Raw genomic sequence first — 23,957 nt, 5'->3', positions numbered from 1 at the left:
ATCCAGTCTTGGACGCTATGAGTCGATGCCCGCATCATACGCACATCCGCTTCCGTGCGACGCCATTGCCGGCGCACCGGAGCGGCACGCCCGGGCCTGCCCTGCCTTCGCCCGCCGCACGACGATCCGCCGCCCGCCCGATCCGGGTCCGGCCGCGATCCGCCCGGCGCGCATCGGCTCACCGCCGATCCGTCGACGCCGGCCCCGATTTCCGTCACCCCGCGCAGCCGACGGCCCCGTGCCGCCGGTCGGCGCCGCCGTTTTTCGCGACCATGGAACCGCATCACGACAACCACCCTCCCCTCACCCGCGGCATGACGCTGCTGTTCGCGTGCGCATGCGGCATCGTCATCGGCAACATCTACTACGCGCAGCCGCTGCTCGCCGCGATCGCGCACAGCTTCGGGCGGGCGCCGACCGAACTCGGTTATCTCGTCACGCTGACGCAGCTCGGCTATGCGGCCAGCCTGCTGCTGATCGTCCCGCTCGGCGATGCGGTCAACCGCCATACGCTGATCGTGCGGCTGCTGATGCTCAACGTCGTCGCGCTGGTCGCCGTGACGTTCAGCACGAACTTCACGATGTTCGTCGTCGCGAACGTCGCGGTCGGCTTCGTCACCTGTTCGACGCAGCTGCTCGTGCCGTTCGCGGCGTCGCTCGCCGACGCGCGCTCGCGCGGCCGCGCGGTCGGCACCGTGATGAGCGGCCTCCTGCTCGGCATCCTGCTCGCGCGTGTCGCGGCCGGCGCGATCGCCGACGGGTTCGGCTGGCGCGCGGTGTACGGCATCGCCGCGGCGATGGTGCTCGCGCTGACCGTCGTGCTCGCCGTGAAGCTGCCGAAGGATCGCCGCGACGCGCGCGTCGACTATCCGGCGCTGATGACGTCGCTCGTCGCGCTGGTGCGCGCGCAGCCGCTGATCGCGCTGCGCTCGACCTACGGCGCGCTCGTGTTCGCGTGCTTCAGCCTGTTGTGGACCGGCCTCACGTTCCTGCTGAGCCAGCCGCCGTACAGCTACTCCGAAGGACAGATCGGCCTGTTCGGCATCGTCGGCGCGGTGGGCGCGCTCGCGGCGACGTCGGCCGGCCGGCTCGTCGATCGCGGCCACGGCAATGCGGCCACCGGCCTGTTCGCGGCGGCCGTGCTCTGCTCGTTCGCGCTGTTCGCGACCGGCGCGCATTCGCTCGCGGCGCTGATCGCCGGCATCCTGCTGCTCGACGTCGGCGTGCAGGGCATGCACATCTCGAACCAGAGCGTGATCTATGCGCTCGCCGGCCAGGCGCGCAGCCGCGTGACGACGATCTACCTGACGAGCTACTTCATCGGCGGCGCGCTCGGCTCGTTCGCGGCGAGCGTCGCGTACGGCCTCGACGGCTGGCGCGGCGTGTGTATCGCGGGTGCGGCGCTATCGGGCGTGCTGATCGCGCTGTGGCTCGCATCGCAGCGCGTCGGCTCGCGGCAAGTCACGCAGTGAGGCGGTAGACCGGCAATCCGGCGATCCGTTTGCGCCGCACGACGAAAAAGGCACGCGCCGCGCATCGCGGGCGTGCCTTTTTGCCGGGGGCGCCGCCGCCGTCGCGACGCGCTAGCGCCGCACCGTCACGCGGCCTCGTTCGCGAAATCGATCAGCACCTTCATCGCACGCTGACGGTCGCCCGCCAGTTCGAATGCGAGGTTCGCGTCGCGCATCGGGAACACGCGCGTGACGGCCGGCCGCAGGTCGACGCGCCCCGCGTTGATCAACTGCACCGCGAGCGCGAATTCCGCGTGGAACCGGAACGAGCCGCAGATCGACAGTTCCTTCGCGACCACCACGTTCTGCGGCAGGCTCACGTCGCCGCCCAGCCCGAGCTGCACGACGACGCCGCGCGGACGCATCACGTCCAGCCCGTCGCGCAGCGCGCGCGCATTGCCCGAACACTCGATCATCACGTCGAACGTGCCCTTGTCGGCGCCGTAGCGCTCGACCCAGCCGGCATCGGCCGCCACATTGATCGTGCGGTCCGCGCCGAGCGCGCTCGCCACTTCCAGCGGCGCCTCGACGACGTCGGTCGCGACGATCTCCGCGGCACCGTGCACGCGCGCCGCCGCGACCGCCAGCACGCCGATCGGCCCGCACCCCGACACGAGCACGCGCTTGCCGATCAGCGGGCCCGCGCGCGACACCGCATGCAGCCCGACCGCGAACGGCTCGGCGAGCGCCGCGAGCGACAGCGGCACGTGATCGGCGACCTTCACGCACTGCACCGCGTCGCACACGAGCGCGTTGCGGAACGCGCCCTGCACGTGCGGCATCCGCATCGCGCTGCCGTAGAAGCGCATGTCGAGACACTGGTTCGGCAGCCCTTCGAGACAGTAGCGGCACGCGCCGCACGGCCGGCTCGGATTGACCGCGACGCGATCGCCGACCTTCACCGACGTCACGTCCGGCGCCACTTCCGCGACCGTGCCGGCGACCTCGTGGCCGAGCACCATCGGCTGCTGCAGGCGGATCGCGCCGAAGCCGCCATGCCGGAAATAATGCAGGTCGGAGCCGCAGATGCCGCCCATCGCGACGTCGACGCGCACCTGGCCCGGGCCGATCTCGCCCGCGTCCTGCTCCTCGACCCGCAGGTCGTTCGGCCCGTGGATCACCACACACATGCAACGCAACCGCATGACGCGCTCCTGGTTAGACGGCACTGGTCAGCCCGCCGTCGACGAACAGCGTCTGGCCGTTTACGAAATCGGACGCGGCCGACGCGAGGAAGATCGCCGCGCCGCACAGCTCGTCGACCTGCCCCCAACGACCGGCCGGCGTGCGCTTGCACAGCCAGTCCGAAAACGCCGCGTCGTCGACCAGCGCGCGATTCAGTTCGGTTTCGAAATAGCCGGGCGCGAGGCCGTTCGCCTGGATGCCGTGGCGCGCCCAGTCGGCGCACATCCCTTTGGTCAGCATCCGCACCGCGCCCTTGGTCGCCGCATACGGCGCGATCGTCGGCCGCGCGAGTTCGCTCTGCACCGAGCAGATGTTGATGATCTTGCCGCGGCCGCGCGCGATCATGTGCCGCGCGACGGCCTGCGCGACGTTGAACACGCCGTCGAGATTCACGCGCATCAGTGCATGCCAGTCGTCCGGGTCGAAAGCGTCGAGCGGCGCGCGGCGCTGGATGCCCGCGTTGTTCACAAGGATGTCGATCGCGCCGACGCGCGCCTCGAAATCGTCGACCGCCGCACGTACCTGCGCGTGCTCGGCCACGTCGAACACCGCATGGTCGGCCGCGAAGCCTTCGTCGCGGAACTGGCGCGCGAGCGTCGCGGCCTTCTCTTCATTGCGATCGTTGATGACGATCGCCGCGCCCGCTTCCGCGAGCCCGCGGGCGAGCGTCAGCCCGATCCCGCGGCCGGAACCGGTAATCAGCGCGCGGCGGCCGTCGAGGCGGAATCGGTCAAGCGCATGGGTCATGGAGGTCTCCTCGTGCCAGTCGAGCCGGCTGCCTTGTCGCGGCCGGTCTCGCGTTCACGCTATCTTCGGCCGTCGGCCCGGCCCGCGCCAATGGTCTTTTTTGATCCGGTTATCATGAAAATTGATTACCGCTCTCTCTCGCCCGCCGCCACATGGAACTCAAGCAATTGCGCGCCTTCGTCACGCTCGCGGAAGAACTGCATTTCGGGCGCGCCGCGCAGCGCCTGTGCATCGTGCAGCCCGCGCTGAGCATGCAGATCAAGGCGCTCGAGGCGGAACTCGGCGCACGCCTGTTCGAGCGCGACCGGCACAAGGTCGAACTGAGCGACACCGGGCGCGTGTTCCTGCCGGAAGCGCGCGCGACGCTGCAGCAGGCCGCGCGCGCGGAGCAGTTGGCGCGGCTGTCGAGCCGCGGCGAAATCGGCACGCTGCGGATCGCGTTCGTATCGTCGGTGTTGCCCACGCTGCTGCCGGCCGTGCTGCGCACGATGCGCGAGCGCTATCCGCTGATCGTGCTCGAACTGAAGGACATGCCGACGCCCGACCAGATCGCCGCGCTGCGCGACCGGCGGATCGATTTCGGGATGATCCGGCTGCCGGCCGCGTATGCGGGCATCGACACGCGGGTGGTGCTCGAGGAAGGCTTCGTCGTCGCACTGCCGCTGGACCATCCGCTCGCCGCGTACGATACGATCGCGCCGGCCGCGTTGCGCGACCACCCCGCGTTCGTGCTCGCGCGCCGCTACGCGCCCGGCTTTCACGACGACATGCTGCTCGCGCTGAGCCGCGCGGGCACGACGCTCGAGATCGCGCAGGAATTCGGCGAATTCACGACGATGCTCGCGCTCGTCGCGGCGGGGATGGGGATCGGGCTGATTCCGGCGCAGGCGGCCAACGCGCTGCCGCCGAACGTGCTCGCGCGACCGCTCGACCTGGCCGGTCACCGCAGCGGCATCGGGCTCGCGTGGACCGATCTCGACAGCCCGCTGAAGCGCGCGTTCGTCGATGCGGTCGAGCACGTGACGGCCGATTCTCAGCCATAAAAAAGAGCGTGCGCAAATTTCCGTAGATGTCGCACAACGAGGCACATCAATCGTCCAAGTAAGCACAAGTTTCGCCTACGCACGAAAACGGCTAGGGCGCATATGAACTTCCTTCGGTATCGGTACGGCAATCTCACTCGAAAAAACCATAGACCTAACATGGCAACCAACGAAAACATCAGAGAACGAAATTTTTATTCGGGTTCCAAATCCCAGTTACCGTATTTAGTTGAACAGTACAGTACGTTCCAACTTCCTCATCCCCCTAGCATCCCTGGCTTAATCAACGGCGTGCTGGTTGCAGTCGAAATCGAGAATCGCCTTCGACATCTGGCCATGTTAGTTGATACGGCAACCGATGCCTATCAAGCCAAGGACATATTTAAATACTTTTTCACGGTCGAAGCGGTGCTCCTGTCCATGCGGCGGGTAATCGACGATCTTGTCATGTCGCTTTACTGCAGATCTCGGTCGGAAGAAGTAGCAAAAACTCGGCGCATTGAGGTTGACGGATATGGGATGCTATTTCGTTCCGGCAGCCCGACCGCGTTTGGCGCTGAAATTATCCGTGAGTACATTCAACCGAACGAAGAAATCGCGGAGATCCTCATAGAGTTATCGAATTCGTATAAGCACAGCTATCTACTGCCCGAAGCACGCGCCTGGGGCGCCGATGGTCCGACAGTACTTGCTATCTATGCCCATCGAAACGACTATTCAAAGTCCATAACCATTCACAATCACAGCTTGGGGCAGCTGGTCATTGGTTTCAATTCACTCATTCAGCGAATCGTACAAAACTCGCGCAAGCATAATGTCTCGGAAAACGAAGGCAAGGAAGCTATCTAACGCCTAGCTTTTCAATCGATGCGGATGGTTACCGGCAGACCTACGCCCAACTCCCGTGCGCCGGTCACCTTGGCGTCAAATGTTCGTTCTTCTAGACGACCACCATCAATTTTTGACCGAACGCGGACAACCCACCCCTTGCTCTCCGAGAATTTACGCCGGGCAATAAAAAACCCGGCCGGGAAACCCCGGGCCGGGTTCGTTCGCCACGCCGGCCGCGTTGCCGCGGCCGCGCGACGTGCGGGATTACTTCGCGTTCGCGAATGCGATTGCCGTATCCAGCATGCGGTTCGAGAAACCCCACTCGTTGTCGTACCAGCTCGATACCTTCACGAGGCGGCCCGACACCTTGGTCAGCGTCGCGTCGAACGTCGACGAAGCCGGGTTGTGGTTGAAGTCGATCGACACCAGCGGTGCGTCGTTGTAGCCGAGGATGCCCTTCAGCGCGCCTTCCGATGCTTCCTTCATGATCGCGTTGACTTCCTCGACCGTCGTGTCGCGCTTCGCGATGAACGACAGGTCGACGATCGACACGTTGATCGTCGGGACGCGGATCGCGTAACCGTCGAGCTTGCCGTTCAGTTCCGGCAGCACGAGGCCGACGGCCGATGCGGCACCCGTCTTCGTCGGGATCTGGCTGTGCGTGGCCGAACGCGCGCGGCGCAGGTCTTCGTGATAGACGTCCGTCAGCACCTGGTCGTTCGTGTACGCGTGGATCGTCGTCATCAGGCCGGTTTCGAGGCCGATCTTGTCGTTCAGCGGCTTGACGAGCGGCGCGAGGCAGTTCGTCGTGCACGATGCGTTCGAGATGACCGTGTGCTCGGCCTTCAGCACGTCGTGGTTCACGCCGTAGACGATCGTCGCGTCGACGTCCTTGCCGCCCGGCGCCGAGATGATCACCTTCTTCGCGCCGCCCTTCAGGTGCGCGCCCGCCTTTTCCTTCGTCGTGAAGAAGCCCGTGCATTCCATCACGACGTCGACGCCCAGCTCGCCCCACGGCAGTTCGGCCGGGTTGCGGTTCGCCAGCACGCGGATCTTGTCGCCGTTCACGACGAGGTAGTCGCCGTCGACCGACACTTCGCCCGGGAACTTGCCGTGCGCGGTGTCGTACTGGGTCAGGTGCGCGTTGGTCTTCGCATCGCCCAGGTCGTTGATCGCGACGATCTCGAGATCGTGCTTCTTGCCGTTTTCATAGAACGCGCGCAGCGTGTTGCGGCCGATACGGCCGTAGCCGTTGATTGCGACGCGAATCGTCATGGTCTATCTCCTGATGGCTGAAAAAATTCGTTTCGTGCAGCTTCACGGTGCGACGCGCGCAACGGGTGGCGCGCGCCGCGTATGCTTTTATTTAGGCCAGCACGGCCTTGGCCGTCTCGACGACGTGCTCGACGGTGAAGCCGAAGTACTTGAACAGCACGCCGGCCGGCGCCGACTCGCCGAACGTGTCGATCCCGACGACGCCGCCTTCGAGGCCGACGTACTTGTGCCAGAAGCTCGTCACGCCCGCTTCGATCGCGACGCGGCGCACGCCGTGCGGCAGCACGCGTTCGCGGTATTCGGCGTCCTGGCGGTCGAACACGTTGGTCGACGGCATCGACACGACGCGCGCCGCGATGCCCTGCTGCGCGAGCGGCTCGACGGCCTTCATCGCGAGTTCGACTTCCGAGCCCGTCGCGATCAGGATGATCTTGCGTGCGACGATTTCCTCGTCCCAGTCCTTCAGCACGTAACCGCCCTTCTCGATGTTGGCGATCTGCGCATCGGTACGCGGGTTGAACGCGAGGTTCTGGCGGCTGAAGATCAGGCTCGACGGACGGTCGGCGGCGACCGCGTGGGTCCACGCGACGGCCGTCTCGACCGTGTCGGCCGGACGCCAGACGTCGTGGTTCGGGATCAGGCGCAGGCTCGACACGTGCTCGATCGACTGGTGCGTCGGGCCGTCTTCGCCGAGGCCGATCGAATCGTGCGTGAACACGAAGATCGACGGCACCTTCATCAGCGCGGCCACGCGCAGCGCGTTGCGGCTGTAGTCGGAGAACGTCAGGAACGTGCCGCCGAACGGCTTGTGGCCGCCGTGCAGCGCGAGGCCGTTGATCGCCGCGCTCATGCCGAATTCGCGCACGCCGTAGTTGATGTGGTTGCCGAGCAGCACGCCCGCGCCTTCCGGATTCGCGCGCACCGCCTTCGACGCCTTCCAGTTGGTCAGGTTCGAGCCGGTCAGGTCGGCCGAGCCGCCGAGCAGCTCCGGCAGCGCGGCGGCGAGGCCCTCGATCGCCTGCTGCGACGCCTTGCGGGTCGCGACCGTCTCGGCGCGCTCGTTCGCACCGGCGATGATCGCCGCAGCCTTCTCGGCCCAGTCGGCCGGCAGCTTGTTGGCCATCCGGCGCTCGAATTCGGCGGCTTCTGCCGGGAACTTCGCGCGATAGGCGGCGAACGTCGCGTCCCACTCCGACTCGGCGCGCTTGCCGGCTTCCTTCGCGTCCCAGGCCGCGTAGACTTCCTGCGGAATCACGAACGGCTCCCACTTCCAGCCGAGCGCTTCGCGCGTCTTCGCGATTTCTTCCGCGCCGAGCGCCGCGCCGTGCACGTCGTGGCCGCCGGCCTTGGTGGCCGCGCCCTTGCCGATCACCGTCTTGCAGCAGATCAGCGTCGGCTTGTCCGACAGCTTCGCCTTCGCGATGGCCGCGTCGACCGCGTCGACGTCGTGGCCGTTCACGTTCGGGATCACGTTCCAGCCGTACGCTTCGAAGCGCTTCGGCGTGTCGTCGTGGAACCAGTTGACGACGTCGCCGTCGATCGAGATGCCGTTGTCGTCGTACAGCGCGATCAGCTTGTTCAGCTTCAGCGTGCCCGCGAGCGAGCAGGCTTCGTGCGAGATGCCTTCCATCAGGCAGCCGTCGCCGAGGAACACGTACGTGTGGTGATCGACGATCTTCGCGCCGTCACGGTTGAATTCGTCGGCCATCAGCGCTTCGCCGAGCGCCATGCCGACCGCGTTCGCGAGACCCTGGCCGAGCGGGCCGGTGGTCGTCTCGACGCCCGGCGTGATCCCGTATTCCGGGTGGCCCGGCGTCTTCGAGTGCAGCTGGCGGAAATTCTTCAGCTCTTCGATCGGCAGGTCGTAGCCGGTCAGGTGCAGCAGCGAGTACAGCAGCATCGAGCCATGGCCGTTCGACAGCACGAAACGGTCGCGATCGGCCCAGTGCGGATTCGTCGGGTTGTGCTTCAGGTGGCGCGACCAGAGTGCGACGCCGATTTCGGCCATGCCCATCGGCATGCCGGGGTGGCCGGAGTTCGCTTGCTGGACGGCGTCCATCGCGAGCGCACGGATCGCGTTGGCCATCAGGGTGGTGGAGGCGGGAGACGAAGTCGTCATGTCGAGTCCGGAGAACGAGTCGAGGAAACGGGGGCACGGCGGCATCCGGAAGCTCGAGCGTCAATCGTTCCCGGCGCGCGGTGCGGCGCCTGACGGACGCGAAGCGGACGGAGCCAACGGACGGGGCTGCAAAGCTCGTCATTTTAACAGATGGGCTGACATTTCCCTTGTCGGCGCGTAGTGTTCCGGCACGGTTTTCCGCCAAACCGCCTGCCTCCTATAATTCAGGCGTCGGAACTGCCTGCCCCAGCGGCCCGCTCGTGAGCACCACCCTTCTCTTTCACCCGACGCCCGACGCCACCTACGGCTTCCCGAACGCGCGGCGGCTCGCGCACGTCGCGTCCCCGCACCAGCAGATCGAAGTCTGGGAAACCCCGCAGCTCGGCCGGCTGTTCACGCTGGACGGCCGGCCGATGACGTCGGTCGGCGACGAATTCGTCTATCACGAGTGCATGACGCACCCGGCCGCGCTCGCGCATCCGGCGCCGAGGAAGGCGCTCGTGCTCGGCGGCGGCGACGGCGGCGCGGCGCGCCAGCTGCTCAAGCACGCGTGCATCGAGCGGATCGTGATCGCCGAACTCGACGACGAGGTGGTCGGGATGGCGCGCCGCTATCTCGACGACGTGCACCAGGGCGCGCTCGACGACCCGCGCGTCGAGGTCGTGATCGGCGACGCCGCGCACTTCGTCGATTCGACGATCGAACATTTCGATCTCGTCGTGTTCGACCTCACGCCGCCCGATTCGCCGGCGGCCGGCCTCTATACGCGCGCGTTCTACGCGCGGCTCAAGCGAATCCTCACGCGCTGCGGCGCGATCTCGATGCATCTGGGCTCGCCGGTGTTCCATGCCGCGCGCATCGCCGCGCTGCTCGACGACCTGCGCGCGAGCTTCGCGGTCGTCGATCCGCTGTCCGCGCACGTGCCGCTGTACGGCTCGCAGTGGCTGATGGCGATCGCGAGCGACACGCTCGACGCGGCCGCGCTGTTCGCGCACGACGTCGACGCACGGCTCGCGGCCCGCCGCGTCGACGGCCTGCGCTACTACGATGCGCGGCTGCATGCGTCCCTCTTTGCCCTGCCGCGCGCGCTGCGCGATACACTGGGCGTTCGCCGCTGAACAGCCGGACGGTCGCAACGTTCCGTTGTTCCAGCATGAGACCGGCGCAGGCGCGAGAAGCGCCGACACCGTGCAACAGGAGATTTTCATGACCGATCCACGTCCGGCCAACGTGCCTTGGTTGACGCCCTACCTGGCCGTACGCAACGCGCGCGCGGCCATCGACTTCTTCCAGGCCGCATTCGGCTTCACGCTGCGCGACGTGCACGACGAGGACGGCGTGATCATGCACGTCGAGATGGCCTATCGCGGCCAGTTGATCGTGATGTTCGCGCCCGAAGGCGCGTTCGGCTCGCCCGCGCTCACGCCGAAGCGCGCGAACGCCACCGCGCCGCAATCGTTCTATCTGTATGTCGACGACGTCGACGCTACCTGGCAGCGCGCGCTCGACGCGGGCGCGAAATCGCTGAGTGCGCCGCAGGATCAGTTCTGGGGCGACCGGTTCGCGCAGATCGAGGATCTCGACGGTTACCGCTGGGCGCTCGGGTGCCGTCTCGACGCATGACCGCAACCGCCACACGCATGAACGAAACCACCACCACCGCGGCCGTGCCGCGCTTTTTCGTCGACGCCGCGCTGCGCGCCGACGCCACGCTCGCGTTGCCGGCCGACGTCGCGCGCCACGTGCAGGTGCTGCGCCTGCAGCCCGGCGACGTGCTCGCGCTGTTCGACGGCACGGGCGGCCAGTACCGCGCACGGCTCGTCGAAGTCGACAAGCGAAGCGCGCTCGTGCAGGTCGATACGTTCGAGCCCGCCGAGGCCGAGCCGCCCTATCGCGTGACGCTCGCGCAGGGGATCGCCGGCGGCGACAAGATGGACTGGGTGATCGAGAAAGCCGTCGAGCTCGGCGTCGCGGCGGTCGTGCCGCTGTCGACCGCGCGCGGCGTCGTGAAGCTGTCCGGCGAGCGGGCGGACAAGCGCGTCGCGCACTGGCGCGGCGTCGTGCGCGCGTCGTGCGAGCAGTGCGGACGCAACCGCGTGCCCGACGTCGCGCCGGTCGCCGGCTTCAACGCGTGGCTCGACGCGCTGCCGGCCGCGCCGGCCGACGGCGAGCTGCGGCTACTGCTGTCGCCGCGGGCGAGCAGCCCGTTCGCGTCGCTGCCCGACGCGCCGCCCGCGGCTACCGTCACGCTGCTGATCGGCCCCGAAGGCGGGCTGTCGCCCGACGAGGAACATGCGGCCCGCGCACGCGGGTTCACCGCGCTGTCGCTCGGGCCGCGCGTGCTGCGCACCGAAACCGCCGGCGCGGCCGTGCTCGCGGCGCTGGCGGCGCGCTGGGGCGGGTGGTAAAGCGCGTCGGCGCGCCGCGTTCAACGGCTCGACCCCGCACCTGCTTCGCGCGCCACGCCATGCAGCCGAGCGCGAATCGCAGACACAAAAAAGCCCGCTCGAAGCGGGCTTTTGACCGGTCGTTCGGCGAATCGGCCACGCGGGCCGATGCGCTTACGCGAACGAGTAGAACACCCGGAACGCGACCTTGCGCTCGGCCCAGAATTCGGCCGCCTCGCGGAACACGTCGAGCAGCGTTTCGCGCCCTTCCTTGTCGAATTTCTGCGCGATCGGCAGCCCTTCGAGGACGATCACGAAACCGGGCTGCGCGCCCGCCTTCGCGACGAGGTCGGTGAGGCAGTCGTACAGCGCGTCATAGTTCTTCCCGAAATGCTTCGGAAACAGGAACGAGGTCGCGATCGTTTCCATCACTTCCTGCTTCGACTGGGCGGCGCCGCAATACGCATACAGGAAATGCTGGCCGAGCCGACCGGCTTCGTCGGCGAGATCCTGCACGCGGAACGCGCGGATCGACTGCACGAGATTGGGTCGCACGGTCGTGAAAAGGCTCATAGGCTCCTCGTTCGATGAAAGCCCGGGCTCGGCTTCCTGTTGCTCCGGCGTGCCGCCGGCCTGCGCCGCCGCGTGCAGCTGAATCACACGCTGAAACAGATTGCCGTCGCCGGCCGCGAACAGTTCCGCCGCCGCCGTATCGTGCGCGTAGATGGAGTCGCTCATGCCATTCGTCCCGAAGTCATTCAACAATACGTTTAAAACTGTTGTAGTGGTCGCCCGTGTAATAACAGTTGTCGATCCGGCGCAACGGCCCGCCACAGACGATCCGGCGCGCGCCGCGATTGCGCGCACGCGGCGTCGGCACCGTGTACTCATGGTAGTAGCCGCGCTTCGCCTTCGGCAGGATTCGCTCGCGATTGCCGAATACGACGCCGTCTTTCTCGTACGGATAGGGGCCGCCGGCGCCGATCAGGCCCAGCGTGGTCACGGCCTCGCGCGGAAGACTGGCAGTCGGGATCGTATCGAGCCCGCTGGCAGCCACGTCGGCCGGAACGGCCTCCCGTGCGTAAGCGGCGGAAACCAGACTGCCCGTCGGCGTGCCGACGATACCCATCGCGAACATCGCGAAGACGGACGCGAGCGCGCCGTTGCGGAGCCACTTGCGTGCCATGAACCAGGGTTCCCGCTGTTAAATCAAGTAGTTGACGACCAACAAAGGCGTTAGCGTAGCGTTATTGGCCGCGCGAATCAATGTCCGTTTGGGAATCGAAAGCCTCGTGATGCACCGGATACCGTATTTCTTACCGAAATCACACTACATTTATCTTACATAAGATAAAATGCGTGCGGCACCTCTCGGTTGGCAAGAACTGCCTCCTTGCCTCGCTCGCTGCCTGGAGTGGAGAGATGCTGCTGTTGCTTTGCGGGAAGCGCGTGTGCGCCCTGCCCGGCGGCGTGCCCATTGCGGGCACGCCTCTTTTTGCTTTTGTTTACAATTTTCCCGCGCGCGCCGAGCCGTTCGACCGGCTGGCGCGTTCGTTTTGGCTCAGCGCGCGGCGTTCACGTCGGCCACCAGCAGCGCCGCCATGTTGACGATGCGACGAACGGTCGCCGATTCGGTCAGCACGTGCACCGGCTCCGCGGCGCCCAACAGGATCGGCCCGATCGCGATGTTGTTGCCGGCGGCCGTCTTCAGCAGGTTGTACGCGATGTTGGCGGCGTCGATGTTCGGCAGGATCAGCAGGTTCGCGTCGCCTTCCAGCGTCGATTCCGGCAGGATTTCCTTGCGCAGCGCCGCGTCGAGCGCGACGTCGCCGTGCATTTCGCCGTCGACCTTCAGTTCCGGCGCGGTTTCCTGCAGGATCGCGAGCGTATCGCGCATCTTCTTCGCCGAAGGTGCATTGCTCGTGCCGAAATTCGAGTGCGACAGCAGCGCGACCTTCGGCTCGATGCCGAACCGGCGCACTTCTTCCGCGGCCATGATCGTGATCTCGGCCAGCTCTTCCGGGGTCGGATCGACGTTCACGTGCGTATCCACGAGGAAAATCTGGCGGCCCGGCAGCACGAGGCCGTTCATCGCCGCGTACACGCTGCAGCCCGGACGCTTGCCGATCACCTGGTCGATGAAGTGCAGGTGGCGGTGCGTGGTGCTGATCGTGCCGCAGATCATCCCGTCCGCTTCGCCCTTCTTCACCAGCATCGAGCCGATCAGCGTCGTGCGGCGGCGCATTTCGACGCGCGCGAGCTGCTCGCTGATGCCCTTGCGCGCCATCATCTTGTGGTACGTCTGCCAGAAGTCGCGATAACGCTCGTCGTGCTCGGTGTTGACGACCGTGAAATCGGTGCCCGGCGTGAGGCGCAGGCCGTAGCGCTGGATACGGTGCTCGATCACCGACGGGCGGCCGATCAGGATCGGCTTCGCGAGTTTTTCGTCGACGATGATCTGAACGGCACGCAACACGCGCTCTTCTTCGCCTTCCGCGAACACGACGCGCTTCTTCTCTTCCGGCGCGGCGCGCGCGATCTGGAAGATCGGCTTCATCGTCGTGCCGCTGTGATACACGAATTGCTGCAGGTGGACGCGGTACGCTTCCATGTCCTCGATCGGGCGCGTCGCGACGCCGCCGTCCATCGCGGCCTGCGCGACGGCCGGCGCGATCTTCACGATCAGGCGCGGATCGAACGGCTTCGGAATCAGGTATTCGGGCCCGAACGACAGATCCTGGATGCCGTACGCGGTCGCGACGATGTCGCTCTGCTCGTGCTGCGCGAGCTCGGCGATCGCATTGACGGCCGCGATCTCCATTTCACGCGTGATCGTCGTCGCGCCGACGTCGAGCGCGCCGCGGAAGATGAACGGGAAGCACAGGACGTTGTTGACCTGGTTCGGGTAATCGGTGCGGCCGGTGGCGAGCACGGCGTCCGGGCGCACTTCGAGCGCGAGCTCCGGCAGGATTTCCGGCGTCGGATTCGCGAGCGCGAGGATCAGCGGGCGCTCGGCCATGCCCTTCACCATCTCCTGCTTCAGCACGCCGGCGGCCGACAGGCCGAGGAAGATGTCCGCGCCGTCGATCACTTCGGCCAGCGTGCGGGCGTCGGTTTCGCGCGCGAAACGCTCCTTGTCCGGGTCCATCAGCTCGGTGCGGCCCTTGTAGACCACGCCGGCCAGGTCGGTCACCGTGATGTTCTCGAGCGGCAGGCCGATGTCGACCAGCAGGTCGAGACACGCGAGCGCGGCCGCGCCGGCGCCCGACGCGACGAGCTTGACCTTCTTGATGTCCTTGTTGACGACCTTCAGGCCGTTCGTGACGGCCGCGGCCACGACGATCGCGGTGCCGTGCTGGTCGTCGTGGAACACCGGGATCTTCATCCGCTTGCGGGCTTCGCGCTCGACGATGAAGCAGTCCGGCGCCTTGATGTCTTCGAGGTTGATCCCCCCGAAGGTCGGCTCCAGCGCGGCAATCACGTCGACGAGCTTGTGCGGGTCCGATTCGTTCAGTTCGATGTCGAACACGTCGATGCCCGCGAACTTCTTGAACAGCACGGCCTTGCCTTCCATCACCGGCTTCGACGCGAGCGGGCCGATGTTGCCGAGACCGAGCACCGCCGTGCCGTTCGTCACGACGCCGACCAGGTTGCTGCGCGCGGTGAAGCGCGCGGCGTTCAGCGGGTTCTCGACGATCTCCTCGCACGCGTACGCCACACCCGGCGAATACGCGAGCGCGAGATCGCGCTGGTTGATCATCTGCTTGGTCGGGGCGATCGCGATTTTGCCGGGAGTCGGAAATTCGTGATAGTCGAGCGCGGCTTCGCGGAGCTTGGCTTTGGAGGAGGCTTGGGTGGACATGTGTCTCGAGACGGGCGGATTAGAATAACTGTTCGACGGCATTGTAGCGCCAATCATCGGCCGCCAGACCGGCGATTCGGGTGCAACAGTCGCGACAAAAATGAACTGGACGGTACAGGAGCGCCGTCGCCCGCCTCGTACAATGCCGTTCCTTCAACCGTTTCGGATCGCCCGCCGTGCCAGCCGCCCTCTCCGAGTTTTCGCTGATCGAACGCTTCTTCACGCGCCGCGCCGCGCTGGGCGCCCGCGCGTCGACGCTCGGCATCGGCGACGATTGCGCACTGATTGCACCCCGATCCGGGAAATTGCTGGCCATTTCGACGGACATGCTGGTGGAAGGCCGTCATTTCTTCCCCGATGTCGCGCCCGATGCGCTTGGCCACAAGACGCTCGCGGTCAACCTGTCAGACCTCGCGGCGATGGGCGCCGAGCCGCGCGCGTTCACGCTCGCGTGCGCGCTGCCGCGCGCCGACGCCGCATGGCTCGAGGCATTCAGCAACGGGCTGTTCGCGCTGGCCGAGCGATACGGCTGCGAACTGATCGGCGGCGACACGACGAGCGGGCCGCTGAACCTGTGCGTGACCGTGTTCGGCGAAGTCGCGCCCGACGCGGCGCTGCGGCGCGATGCCGCGCGCGACGGCGACGACGTATGGGTATCCGGCACGCTCGGCGATGCGCGCGCGGGCCTCGGCGTCGCCCGCGGCGAATGGACGGCCGGTGCGGATGAAGCTGCCGCGTTCCGGCGCGCGCTCGAGCGGCCCGAACCGCGCGTCGCGCTCGGCCTGGCGCTCGCGGGCGTCGCGCACGCGGCGCTCGACCTGTCGGACGGCTTGGCCGGTGACCTCCAGCACATCCTGACGCGCTCGAACGTGCGCGCCGAGATCGACGCCGACGCGGTGCCGCGCTCGGCGGCGCTCGCGACGCTGCCGGCCGACGTGCAGCGCCGCTGCACGCTGGCGGGCGGCGACGACTACGAACTGTGCTTCACCGCGCCGGCGGCGGCCCGCGCGGCGGTCGAAGCGGCCGGCGCCGCGGCCGGCGTGCGGGTCACGCGAATCGGTACAATACGCGCGTTGTCCGCGCCGTCGGCGCACCCCGCCATCGCGTGGCGCGACGCCGCCGGCGCGCCCCTCGCTCTCACGTTGCACGGCTTCGACCACTTCCATGCAGACTGATCCGACGCCCGCACACGCCGCGGCCGAGCCCGGCGCCGCGCCGCCCGCGCCGACCCGCGTGACGGCCCGCTTCATGCTGTCGCACCCCGCGCATCTCGTGTCGCTCGGCTTCGGCAGCGGGCTCGCGCCGATCATGCCCGGCACGTTCGGCTCGCTGTTCGGCTGGCTCACGTTCGTCGTGCTCAACCGCTACCTGACGGTGCCCGAATGGTGGGCGCTGATCGCCGTCGGCTTCGCGGCCGGCACGTGGGTGACCGGTTTCACCGCGAAGAAGGCCGGCGTGGCCGATCCGGGCGCCGTCGTCTGGGACGAGATCGTCGCGATCTGGCTCGTGATGCTGTTCGTCACGCCCGCGACCTTCGTCGGCCAGTTGTGGGCGTTCGTCGCGTTCCGCTTCTTCGACATGCTCAAGCCGCCGCCAATCCGCTACTTCGACCGCCGCCTGAAAGGCGGGCTCGGCATCATGGTCGACGATCTGGTCGCCGCGTTCATGACGCTGCTCGTGATCGCGCTGTGGCGCTCCGTCGTCGGCTGACCGATTTCCCGACTCCCGTTTCCCGACGCGCATGCCAACCGATTCCGTCGTCCACCAGCTTGCGATCCGCGCAGGCAACAAGCTGCGTGACGAGCATCTCACGCTCGCCACCGCCGAATCCTGCACCGGCGGGATGATCGCCACCGCGATCACCGACATTTCCGGCAGCAGCCAGTGGTTCGAGCGCGGCTTCGTCACGTACTCGAACCAGGCCAAGATCGAGATGATCGGCGTGCCGGCCGACCTGATCGACAAGCACGGCGCCGTCAGCGAGCCCGTCGCGCGCGCGATGGCCGAAGGCGCGCTGCGCAACAGCCGCGCGCAGGTCGCGCTGTCCGTCACCGGCATCGCGGGCCCGGGCGGCGGCAGCGAGAAGAAGCCGGTGGGCACCGTGTCGTTCGCGTGGAGCAACCGGCTGCATACCGATGTCGAGACGCGGGTGTTCAAGGGCGACCGCGAACAGATCCGCACGCAGGCAGCCGCGCATGCGCTGCGCGGGCTGCTGAAGCTGCTCGACGAGCGCGAAGGCTGATCGGGCCGGGCGCACGTGTCGCGCCCGCCCTCGCTTCCTTACTGGATCGCGTCGGGCTTCACGACGATCCAGTTCTTGTCCGCCGTCACCGGCAGGCCGAGCGCCTTCTGCTTCGCGGCCGATTCGTCCGACCACGCGCGGATCTGCGCCATCTGCTTGTCCTTCTTGTTGACCCACACGCGCACGCCGCCGCGCGCGACATCGGTCGCGTTCAGCAGCATGTAGCCGTCGGACGTCGGCGTGTCGCCCGCGACGAGCACCGGCTTCTTCCACTGGTCGATCCAGCCGACGATCGAACCGAGCTTGCCTTCGTACCACGTCATCGGGTTCATCAGGAACGGCGTGATCACGAGGTCGCGGTTCGCGGCCTCGTCGTACTTGCCGGCCTTGATCTGCAGCCGCGACGTGGTCAGCGCGCCGGTCGCCGGGTTGCGCAGCAGCGTCGTCACGCCGATCACGTTCTGCGGCTTCACGTTGTAGCCGTACTTCGGGTCGGCCAGCACGAGCCGCGCGAGCTCCTCGTGCGCGGCCGTCATCACGTAGACCTCGATACCGTTCTCGCGCAGCGCGTTGTACAGCTCCTGCATCCCGCGAAAGAAGCGCGGCGGGTTCACCGTACCGTCGACGACCTTGTCGCCCTGCCAGTAGCGGATCGGGATCGGCTTGCCGTCGGCGAGCATCGCGTCGATGTGGCGCTTCAGGTCGGCGAGCGACTGGCCGGCGAACGCCTGCGCGATCCACGGATAGCAGACCAGATCGTCGATCTCGCACAGCCGGTAGTAATAGCTCGTCAGCGATTCCTTGTAGTCGGCGGAATCCTTGAACGGGATCAGCTTCAGCGACGGGTCAAGCGAGTCGCGCGTCAGCACGCCGTGGTTCTCGAGGTACGGCAGCAGTGATTCCTCGAGGTCGTAGCGGTAGGTCGTGTTGTCGGCGTCGAACACCGCGTAGTCGCCGCGGTTCGCGTGCGCGGCGATCATCGCGTTCAGCGCCTTCGCGCTGTCGGCGGGCCAGTGCGACAGATCCGCCGCATGGGCGAACGTCATGCACAGCGACGCGGCGAATGCGCTCAGAAGACGGCGGGAAAGCTTGGGCATGGCGTCGCTCCTTTTCTTGACATTTTTGTGACGGATCGGTGACAAGCGGCAGCATCGCGCGAATAAATTGCGCCCATGCGATACGGAAGCGACGGAAAGTTGTTCGCGTGCGCCAGGGAGAATCGAGGAAAGCGAAGGGGGAATGCGAGAGGCGGCGCCGGCCCTCGGCGCGGGGCCGGCGCCAACCGCCCGGCGGGCCCGCCGGGCGGTGTCGTGCGATTCGATCAGCGATGCGCGTTGATCGTGTCGCGGGTCTTCTGCGCGGCGAGCGCCGCGGCTTCGGCGAAATCCTCGCCCTTGCTCGCGTACAGGATCGCGCGCGACGAGTTGATCATCATCCCGGTGCCGTCGGCCGTGCGGCCTGCGTTGACGGTCGCCTGCACGTCGCCGCCCTGCGCGCCGATGCCGGGGATCAAGAGCGGCATGTCGCCGACGATCCCGCGCACGATCTCGATTTCCTTCGGGAACGTCGCGCCGACCACGAGGCCGAGCTGGCCGTTCCGCGCGTTCCACTTGTTCGCCGCGAGGTCGGCGACGACCTGGTACAGCGGCCGGCCGTTGGTGTCGAGGAACTGCAGGTCCGAGCCGCCCGGGTTCGACGTGCGGCACAGCACGATCACGCCCTTGCCTTCATGCTCGAAGTACGGCTCGACCGAGTCGTAGCCCATGTACGGGTTCACCGTGACGGCGTCCGCGCGATAGCGCTCGAACGCTTCGCGCGCGTACTGCTCGGCCGTGCTGCCGATGTCGCCGCGCTTCGCGTCGAGGATCACCGGCAGGCCCGGATGCTGCAAATGGATGTGCGCGATCAGCCGCTCGAGCTGGTCTTCCGCGCGATGCGCGGCGAAGTACGCGATCTGCGGCTTGAACGCGCTCGCGTACGGCGCGGTCGCGTCGACGATCTGCCGGCAGAATTCGAAGATCGCGTCGGGCTGACCGTCGAACTGCACGGGAAAGCGCGACGGCTCGGGATCGAGGCCGACGCACAGCAGCGAATTCGTGCGCTGCCACGCGGCGCGCAGCGATTCAATGAAAGTAAGCGGGGAAGACATGGCGGGTACTCGCGGCAAACCGTTGGTAGACCGCGTATTTTACCCGCGTCGCCGGGCTCCCTCGCGGGTCGTGGCATTGCTGCGCGCATCGGCGCGCTCGACGGTGAACGCGAAGCGCCGCGTGAGCCGCTCGCCGGGCGCGAGCAGCGTCATCCCGTGCGCGGCCGCGCCGCCCGGCAAGTTCACCGCATTGATCGGATGATCGACCGGCTCGAAGCAGAAGAAATCCTCGCCCGGCGGCGTATAGAGCACGTACGCGTCGGCGTCGGCCGCGACGGTCAGTAACAGCCGGCGGCGCGGCCAACTCACCGTCGCGTGGCCGCCCCAGCCGGTGAACGCGTGATTGACGAGCGTGGCCGGCAGCGGATACGCGACGCCGAACTGCCAGGCCGGCGGCACGCTCACGTGCCGCACCGGCAGGAAATCGGCGCCCGACAGCCACAGGCCGCCCGCCGCCGCGGCCAGCTCGGTCACCGCATCACGCACGAGGAACGGATGCACGCCGAGCCCGAACGGCAGCCGCGTGCGTCCCGCGTTCTCGATCGTCAGCGCGATCGACAGCGTCGCGTCATCGAGTTCGAACGACTGGATCGCGCGGAACGCATACGGCGTGCCGCCGGCACGGTCGAGCGACAGTTGCAGCGACGTGTCGGTCGCATCGTCCACCTGCCACCGCGCGAGCCAGCCGTCGCCGTGGATCGGCAGTGGCTCGTCGCGGCGGTTGCGCGGCACCGCGACCTTGCGCCCGTCGCATTCGAAGCGCCCGTCGCCGATCCGGTTCGAGTACGGCAGCAGCGGATAGCACGCGAGCTCGTTCGGGTCCGTCGCCGTCTCCGGGTGCTCGCAACGGCGAAACACCGGCACCAGCGCGCCGTTCTCGCCGCGCCAGTCGAAGCGCGCGATGCCGCCGCCGAGGTGCGGCAGCACGTCGAGCCGCAGCGACGCGTTCGACAGCGTGACGGCCGCCGCATGCGCGGCGCCGACGCCCTGCGCGAACACGGCCGTCTGCGGGCCGGGGCTGACCGGCTGGGCGGCGGCGGCCAGGCGCGCGCGGCGCGACTGGCTGGTGGACGACGATGCGCGCGAGGACGTGGCGGTCATGGTGAGCTCCTTTCCTTCGTCGAAGAAACGATGCAGGTCGGTGCGAACGGTCAGGCCCAGCCGCCATCGACGATCACGTCCTGCGCGGTGATCATCCGGCTGTCGTCGGCCGCGAGAAACAGCGCCATCCGGGCGAGGTCGGCCGGCAGCAGTTCGGCGTCGAGGCACTGGCCGGCCTTGATCGCCGCGCGGCCCGCGTCGTCGAGCCACAGCCGGCGCTGCTTGTCGGTCATCACCCAGCCGGGCACCAGCGAATTCACGCGGATGCCGAACGGGCCGAGATCGCGCGCGAGGCCGCGCGTGAGGCCCTGCACGGCCGCCTTCGCCATCACGTAGACCGGATAGCCGCCGTTCTTCAGCATCCAGCTGATCGAGCCGAGATTGATGATCGCGCCGCCGCCCTGCCGCTTCATGTCGTCGATCACCGCCTGTGCGGCGAAGAACTGGTGACGCAGGTTCACCGCGATGCCCGCGTCGAACGACGCGGGCGTCACGTCGCCGATCGCGTGGCGCGCGTCGTTCGCCGCGTTGTTCACGAGTACCGCGATCGCGCCGATGCGCGCGCGGATCGCATCGATCGCATGGCGCAGCGCGTCGACGTCGGTCAGGTCGCACGACAGGAACAGCGGCGCATGGCGTACGTGCGCGAGGCGTTCCGCGAGCGCGGCGCCGGCCGCCGCATCGAGGTCGACGAACGCGACGCGCGCGCCCTGTTCGGCGAAGTGCTCGACGAACGACGCGCCGATGCCGGTCGCGCCGCCCGTGATCAGCACCGCGCGATCCTCGAGGCTCGGGTAGCGCGCGAAACGCGCGTCGCTCGCGGCGTGCGTAGCCTGCGAGTCAGGCGCGGAAGTATCGATGGTCATGCGGGTCGTCTCCGTGGAAACAGTCGGTCAGTCGCGTACGCCGCGGTTCTTCAGCTGGTCGAGCAGCACGGCCGCGAGCAGGATCGCGCCACGCACCAGGTACTGGTAGAACGCATCGATGTTCAACAGGTTCATCACGTTCTCGACAGTGCCCATGATCAGCACGCCGATCACGACGCCCGAGATCGTCGCGCGGCCGCCCATCAGCGACACGCCGCCGAGCACGCACGCGGAGATCACGTTCAGCTCGAAGCCCTGCGCGGCGTTCGGCTGGCCCGACGTGATGCGCGACGCGAGGATCACGCCCGCGAGCGCGGTGACCGCACCCTGGATCAGGAAGATGTACACGCGCGTGCGTTCGACGTTGATCCCCGCGAGCCGCGACGCTTCCGGATTGCCGCCGATCGCGAGCGTGTTGCGGCCGTACACGGTCTGGTTCAGCAGCACGCCGAAGCCGATGAAGCACAGCAGCGTGACCCAGATCGGCAGCGACACGCCGAACATCGACAGCCCGCCGAGCGCGATGAAGGTGTCCGACGACACGCCGACCGCCTGCCCCTTCGACACGATGAAGCCGAGCCCGCGCACGATCTCCATCGTCGCGAGCGTCGTGATCAGCGCGTTGATGCGCAGGTACGCGATCACCGCGCCATTCACGAAGCCGATCGCGGCGCCGGCCGCGACCGCCGCGACGATCGCGACGAACGTGTTGTCGGTCGCATTCAGCACCATCGCGCACAGCACGCCCGAGAACGCGACGGTCGAGCCGATCGACAGGTCGAAGTCGCGCGACGCCAGGCAGAACATCATCGTGCACGCGACCATGCCGATCTGCGAGATCGACAGCGCGAGGCCGAGCATGTTGTCGATCGAGAAGAAGTGATCGACGGTCAGCGACATCGTGATGAACATCACCGCGAAGATCGCGATCAGGCTGTATTCGGTCAGATGCTGCCACCACTTCTGGCGGTCGCTCTGCTGCGGAACCAGCGCGTCGGCCGACGGCTTCCCGGCGGCGCTGGCAAGGTTTTCGTTGACTTGCATGGTGTGTCTCCTGCTCCTGCATCGCGCGGCCCGCGCCGCGCGTGTTCGATTCGAATGTTCCGGGTGTATCCGGCCGCGTCAGGCCGCCTCGACCGCGCTCGTCTGCGGCAGCGCGAGGTTCAGCACCGCGTGCTCGTTCGCCTCGGCGCGCGGCAGCTCGCCGGCGATCCGGCCTTCGCGCATCACGACGATGCGGTCGGACACGCCGAGCACTTCCGGCAGTTCCGACGACACCATCACGATCGCGCAGCCGCGCTCCGCGAGCCGGTAGATCACGTCGTAGATCTCGTGCTTCGCGCCGACGTCGATCCCGCGCGTCGGCTCGTCGAGGATCACGACCTTCAGGTCGGGCTCCGCGAGCCAGCGCGACAGGATCGCCTTCTGCTGGTTGCCGCCCGACAGGAAGCGGATCTTCTGGCGCCGGTTCGGCGTCTTGATCTTCAGCCGCTGGATGAAACGGTCGGCCGTTTCGCTTTCGGTCTTGCCGTTGATGAACAACCCCGCGCGCAGCGAATGGCGGCGGCAGCTGATGTTGATGTTCTCGGCGACCGACGCGATCGCGATGATCCCTTCTTCCTTGCGGTCCTCGGGGCACAGCACGATGCCGTGGCGGATCGCGTCGCCGGTGCGCTTCACGTCGATGCGCTTGCCGTCGAGCGTCAGCGTGCCCGCGCGCCGGCGGTCCGCGCCGTACACGAGCCGCATCAGCTCGCTGCGGCCCGCGCCGACGAGCCCGAAGAAGCCGACGATCTCGCCCGCGCGCACCGAGAAGCTCGCCGGTTCGCGCAGCGCCGGGCCGTCGATGCCTTCGGCGGAGAACCGCACGTCGCCGAGCGCGCGCGGCGCGTAATGGTAGATGTCCGCGATCTCGCGCCCGACCATCTCGGCGACGAGCCGCTCGCGCGGCACGTCGGCCAGCGCTTCGTGCGACGCGATCTTGCGCCCGTCGCGAAAGATCGTGCACGCGTCGCACAGCCGATAGATCTCGTCCATCCGGTGCGAGATGTAGATCAGCGCGCGGCCCTGCGCGCGCAGATCGTCGACCAGCTTGAACAGCACTTCCGTCTCGCGATGCGACAGCGAGCTCGTCGGTTCGTCGAGCGCGATCACGCGCGCGTTGCGCATCAGCGCCTTGCAGATCTCGACCATCTGCCGCTGCGCGATCGACAGCCGCCCGAGCCGCGCGTCGGGATCGAGATCGACGCCCATCTCGGCGAGCCGCTCACGCACGTAACGCTTCGCCTCGCGCTTCTTGACCCAGCCGAACGCGTTCGGCAGGCGGCCGAGCAACAGGTTCTCCGCGACCGTCAGGTCGGGCACGTACTGCAATTCCTGGTGAATCACCGCGATGCCGGCCGCGATCGACGCGGCCGCATTCGCGAACTGCACGGGCCGGCCGTCGACCAGCACGCTGCCCGCATCGGGCTGGTATTCGCCGCCGAGAATCTTCAGCAGCGTCGACTTGCCCGCGCCGTTCTCGCCCATCAGGCCATGCACCTCGCCCGCATGCACGTCGAACGAAATGCCGTCGAGTGCGCGCACGCCGGGAAATACCTTGCCGATATTGTCAAAACGCAGTGCCGCTGACACGTCGT

At 67.4% G+C, this 23,957-nt stretch carries 22 protein-coding genes; 9 read left to right on the top strand and 13 right to left on the bottom strand.

The window, feature by feature from the left end:
• Positions 1 to 272 precede the first annotated feature (272 nt).
• The gene (locus JMF86_RS02815) at positions 273 to 1,472 is read left to right on the top strand and encodes an MFS transporter (protein WP_201316701.1); all 1,200 of its coding nucleotides are present in this window, start codon (positions 273 to 275) and stop codon (positions 1,470 to 1,472) included.
• 125 nt (positions 1,473 to 1,597) lie between these two features.
• Here the strand turns inward: JMF86_RS02815 and JMF86_RS02810 are convergent, their stop codons facing one another.
• Positions 1,598 to 2,656 (bottom strand): L-idonate 5-dehydrogenase, encoded by a 1,059-nt coding sequence (locus JMF86_RS02810; RefSeq protein WP_201316700.1) that lies wholly within the window; start codon positions 2,654 to 2,656, stop codon positions 1,598 to 1,600.
• Between the two features lie 13 nt (positions 2,657 to 2,669).
• Positions 2,670 to 3,443 (bottom strand): SDR family NAD(P)-dependent oxidoreductase, encoded by a 774-nt coding sequence (locus JMF86_RS02805; RefSeq protein WP_069616843.1) that lies wholly within the window; start codon positions 3,441 to 3,443, stop codon positions 2,670 to 2,672.
• Between the two features lie 152 nt (positions 3,444 to 3,595).
• Between JMF86_RS02805 and JMF86_RS02800 the strand changes: the two genes are divergently transcribed.
• The gene (locus JMF86_RS02800) at positions 3,596 to 4,486 is read left to right on the top strand and encodes a LysR family transcriptional regulator (protein ID WP_175781238.1); all 891 of its coding nucleotides are present in this window, start codon (positions 3,596 to 3,598) and stop codon (positions 4,484 to 4,486) included.
• A gap of 159 nt (positions 4,487 to 4,645) precedes the next feature.
• Positions 4,646 to 5,335, top strand: coding sequence for a hypothetical protein (locus tag JMF86_RS02795; RefSeq protein WP_201316699.1), 690 nt, complete (start codon positions 4,646 to 4,648; stop codon positions 5,333 to 5,335).
• A 246-nt stretch (positions 5,336 to 5,581) separates the two neighbouring features.
• Here JMF86_RS02795 and gap read toward each other — a convergent pair whose 3' ends face one another.
• Both gap and tkt read right to left on the bottom strand, forming a co-directional pair.
• A complete protein-coding gene (gap, locus tag JMF86_RS02790) occupies positions 5,582 to 6,592 on the bottom strand; it encodes a type I glyceraldehyde-3-phosphate dehydrogenase (protein ID WP_201316698.1) in 1,011 nt (336 codons plus the stop codon).
• A 91-nt stretch (positions 6,593 to 6,683) separates the two neighbouring features.
• Positions 6,684 to 8,756 carry a transketolase gene (gene tkt / locus JMF86_RS02785; protein WP_006485709.1) on the bottom strand — a complete coding sequence of 691 codons (2,073 nt, stop codon included), beginning with the start codon at positions 8,754 to 8,756 and terminating at the stop codon, positions 6,684 to 6,686.
• Positions 8,757 to 8,971: 215 nt separating this feature from the next.
• Between tkt and speE the strand changes: the two genes are divergently transcribed.
• The 3 genes from speE to JMF86_RS02770 all read left to right on the top strand — a co-directional run bounded on the left by speE (position 8,972) and on the right by JMF86_RS02770 (position 11,119).
• Complete coding sequence (gene speE, locus JMF86_RS02780; protein WP_011544557.1) at positions 8,972 to 9,829, top strand: polyamine aminopropyltransferase; 858 nt, start codon at positions 8,972 to 8,974, stop codon at positions 9,827 to 9,829.
• 88 nt (positions 9,830 to 9,917) lie between these two features.
• Positions 9,918 to 10,334, top strand: a complete 417-nt coding sequence (locus JMF86_RS02775; RefSeq protein WP_011544556.1) for a glyoxalase/bleomycin resistance/extradiol dioxygenase family protein — start codon at positions 9,918 to 9,920, stop codon at positions 10,332 to 10,334.
• A gap of 17 nt (positions 10,335 to 10,351) precedes the next feature.
• Positions 10,352 to 11,119, top strand: coding sequence for a 16S rRNA (uracil(1498)-N(3))-methyltransferase (locus JMF86_RS02770; RefSeq protein ID WP_201316697.1), 768 nt, complete (start codon positions 10,352 to 10,354; stop codon positions 11,117 to 11,119).
• 153 nt (positions 11,120 to 11,272) lie between these two features.
• On the opposite strand, the gene JMF86_RS02765 is transcribed toward JMF86_RS02770, so the two are convergent.
• The 3 genes from JMF86_RS02765 to JMF86_RS02755 form a co-directional block, all read right to left on the bottom strand.
• On the bottom strand, positions 11,273 to 11,836 hold the full coding sequence (locus tag JMF86_RS02765; RefSeq protein ID WP_006476945.1) for a barstar family protein: 564 nt from the start codon (positions 11,834 to 11,836) through the stop codon (positions 11,273 to 11,275).
• Between the two features lie 16 nt (positions 11,837 to 11,852).
• Positions 11,853 to 12,284 (bottom strand): ribonuclease domain-containing protein, encoded by a 432-nt coding sequence (locus tag JMF86_RS02760; protein ID WP_006476946.1) that lies wholly within the window; start codon positions 12,282 to 12,284, stop codon positions 11,853 to 11,855.
• A 375-nt stretch (positions 12,285 to 12,659) separates the two neighbouring features.
• Positions 12,660 to 15,002 (bottom strand): NADP-dependent malic enzyme, encoded by a 2,343-nt coding sequence (locus tag JMF86_RS02755; protein WP_012327882.1) that lies wholly within the window; start codon positions 15,000 to 15,002, stop codon positions 12,660 to 12,662.
• 134 nt (positions 15,003 to 15,136) lie between these two features.
• Between JMF86_RS02755 and thiL the strand changes: the two genes are divergently transcribed.
• The 3 genes from thiL to JMF86_RS02740 are packed head-to-tail and all read left to right on the top strand — an operon-like array spanning position 15,137 to position 17,202.
• The gene (gene thiL, locus JMF86_RS02750) at positions 15,137 to 16,135 is read left to right on the top strand and encodes a thiamine-phosphate kinase (protein WP_201316696.1); all 999 of its coding nucleotides are present in this window, start codon (positions 15,137 to 15,139) and stop codon (positions 16,133 to 16,135) included.
• The gene (locus JMF86_RS02745; RefSeq protein WP_006476949.1) at positions 16,125 to 16,670 is read left to right on the top strand and encodes a phosphatidylglycerophosphatase A; all 546 of its coding nucleotides are present in this window, start codon (positions 16,125 to 16,127) and stop codon (positions 16,668 to 16,670) included. Before thiL ends, JMF86_RS02745 begins: the two co-directional genes overlap by 11 nt.
• Before the next feature lie 31 nt (positions 16,671 to 16,701).
• Entirely contained in the window at positions 16,702 to 17,202 is a 501-nt protein-coding gene (locus tag JMF86_RS02740) for a CinA family protein (protein WP_011544551.1), read from the top strand.
• Between the two features lie 38 nt (positions 17,203 to 17,240).
• On the opposite strand, the gene JMF86_RS02735 is transcribed toward JMF86_RS02740, so the two are convergent.
• The 6 genes from JMF86_RS02735 to araG form a co-directional block, all read right to left on the bottom strand.
• Entirely contained in the window at positions 17,241 to 18,299 is a 1,059-nt protein-coding gene (locus JMF86_RS02735) for a haloacid dehalogenase-like hydrolase (protein WP_124476077.1), read from the bottom strand.
• A 224-nt stretch (positions 18,300 to 18,523) separates the two neighbouring features.
• On the bottom strand, positions 18,524 to 19,351 hold the full coding sequence (gene pyrF / locus JMF86_RS02730; protein WP_011544549.1) for an orotidine-5'-phosphate decarboxylase: 828 nt from the start codon (positions 19,349 to 19,351) through the stop codon (positions 18,524 to 18,526).
• Between the two features lie 39 nt (positions 19,352 to 19,390).
• The gene (locus JMF86_RS02725) at positions 19,391 to 20,452 is read right to left on the bottom strand and encodes an aldose 1-epimerase (protein WP_201316695.1); all 1,062 of its coding nucleotides are present in this window, start codon (positions 20,450 to 20,452) and stop codon (positions 19,391 to 19,393) included.
• 50 nt (positions 20,453 to 20,502) lie between these two features.
• Entirely contained in the window at positions 20,503 to 21,318 is an 816-nt protein-coding gene (locus tag JMF86_RS02720; RefSeq protein ID WP_053525679.1) for an SDR family NAD(P)-dependent oxidoreductase, read from the bottom strand.
• Positions 21,319 to 21,345: 27 nt separating this feature from the next.
• Positions 21,346 to 22,362, bottom strand: a complete 1,017-nt coding sequence (gene araH, locus JMF86_RS02715; protein WP_011544547.1) for an L-arabinose ABC transporter permease AraH — start codon at positions 22,360 to 22,362, stop codon at positions 21,346 to 21,348.
• Between the two features lie 78 nt (positions 22,363 to 22,440).
• Positions 22,441 to 23,952: an L-arabinose ABC transporter ATP-binding protein AraG gene (araG, locus tag JMF86_RS02710; RefSeq protein ID WP_201316694.1), complete on the bottom strand. Its 1,512-nt coding sequence runs from the start codon at positions 23,950 to 23,952 to the stop codon at positions 22,441 to 22,443.
• Positions 23,953 to 23,957: the final 5 nt, after the last annotated feature.

Source organism: Burkholderia sp. E168m15 (assembly GCF_016586105.1).
Classification (GTDB): Bacteria; Pseudomonadota; Gammaproteobacteria; order Burkholderiales; family Burkholderiaceae; genus Burkholderia; species Burkholderia orbicola.
The sequence above is the reverse complement of the archived record's forward strand: the minus strand, read 5'-3'. Positions and strand labels throughout refer to the sequence as shown.

Bases quoted from the DNA above. Each gene is read 5' to 3' on its own strand.
- araH (WP_011544547.1), bottom strand. From the start codon at position 22,362: ATGCAAGTCAACGAAAACCTTGCCAGCGCCGCCGGGAAGCCGTCGGCC.
- JMF86_RS02770 (WP_201316697.1), top strand. From the start codon at position 10,352: ATGAACGAAACCACCACCACCGCGGCCGTGCCGCGCTTTTTCGTCGAC.
- JMF86_RS02720 (WP_053525679.1), bottom strand. From the start codon at position 21,318: ATGACCATCGATACTTCCGCGCCTGACTCGCAGGCTACGCACGCCGCG.
- JMF86_RS02740 (WP_011544551.1), top strand. From the start codon at position 16,702: ATGCCAACCGATTCCGTCGTCCACCAGCTTGCGATCCGCGCAGGCAAC.
- JMF86_RS02815 (WP_201316701.1), top strand. From the start codon at position 273: ATGGAACCGCATCACGACAACCACCCTCCCCTCACCCGCGGCATGACG.
- tkt (WP_006485709.1), bottom strand. From the start codon at position 8,756: ATGCCGCCGTGCCCCCGTTTCCTCGACTCGTTCTCCGGACTCGACATG.
- JMF86_RS02775 (WP_011544556.1), top strand. From the start codon at position 9,918: ATGACCGATCCACGTCCGGCCAACGTGCCTTGGTTGACGCCCTACCTG.
- JMF86_RS02760 (WP_006476946.1), bottom strand. From the start codon at position 12,284: ATGGCACGCAAGTGGCTCCGCAACGGCGCGCTCGCGTCCGTCTTCGCG.
- JMF86_RS02725 (WP_201316695.1), bottom strand. From the start codon at position 20,452: ATGACCGCCACGTCCTCGCGCGCATCGTCGTCCACCAGCCAGTCGCGC.
- pyrF (WP_011544549.1), bottom strand. From the start codon at position 19,351: ATGTCTTCCCCGCTTACTTTCATTGAATCGCTGCGCGCCGCGTGGCAG.
- JMF86_RS02810 (WP_201316700.1), bottom strand. From the start codon at position 2,656: ATGCGGTTGCGTTGCATGTGTGTGGTGATCCACGGGCCGAACGACCTG.
- JMF86_RS02765 (WP_006476945.1), bottom strand. From the start codon at position 11,836: ATGAGCGACTCCATCTACGCGCACGATACGGCGGCGGCGGAACTGTTC.
- JMF86_RS02735 (WP_124476077.1), bottom strand. From the start codon at position 18,299: ATGCCCAAGCTTTCCCGCCGTCTTCTGAGCGCATTCGCCGCGTCGCTG.
- JMF86_RS02745 (WP_006476949.1), top strand. From the start codon at position 16,125: ATGCAGACTGATCCGACGCCCGCACACGCCGCGGCCGAGCCCGGCGCC.
- gap (WP_201316698.1), bottom strand. From the start codon at position 6,592: ATGACGATTCGCGTCGCAATCAACGGCTACGGCCGTATCGGCCGCAAC.
- JMF86_RS02800 (WP_175781238.1), top strand. From the start codon at position 3,596: ATGGAACTCAAGCAATTGCGCGCCTTCGTCACGCTCGCGGAAGAACTG.
- JMF86_RS02755 (WP_012327882.1), bottom strand. From the start codon at position 15,002: ATGCCGTCGAACAGTTATTCTAATCCGCCCGTCTCGAGACACATGTCC.
- JMF86_RS02805 (WP_069616843.1), bottom strand. From the start codon at position 3,443: ATGACCCATGCGCTTGACCGATTCCGCCTCGACGGCCGCCGCGCGCTG.
- JMF86_RS02795 (WP_201316699.1), top strand. From the start codon at position 4,646: ATGGCAACCAACGAAAACATCAGAGAACGAAATTTTTATTCGGGTTCC.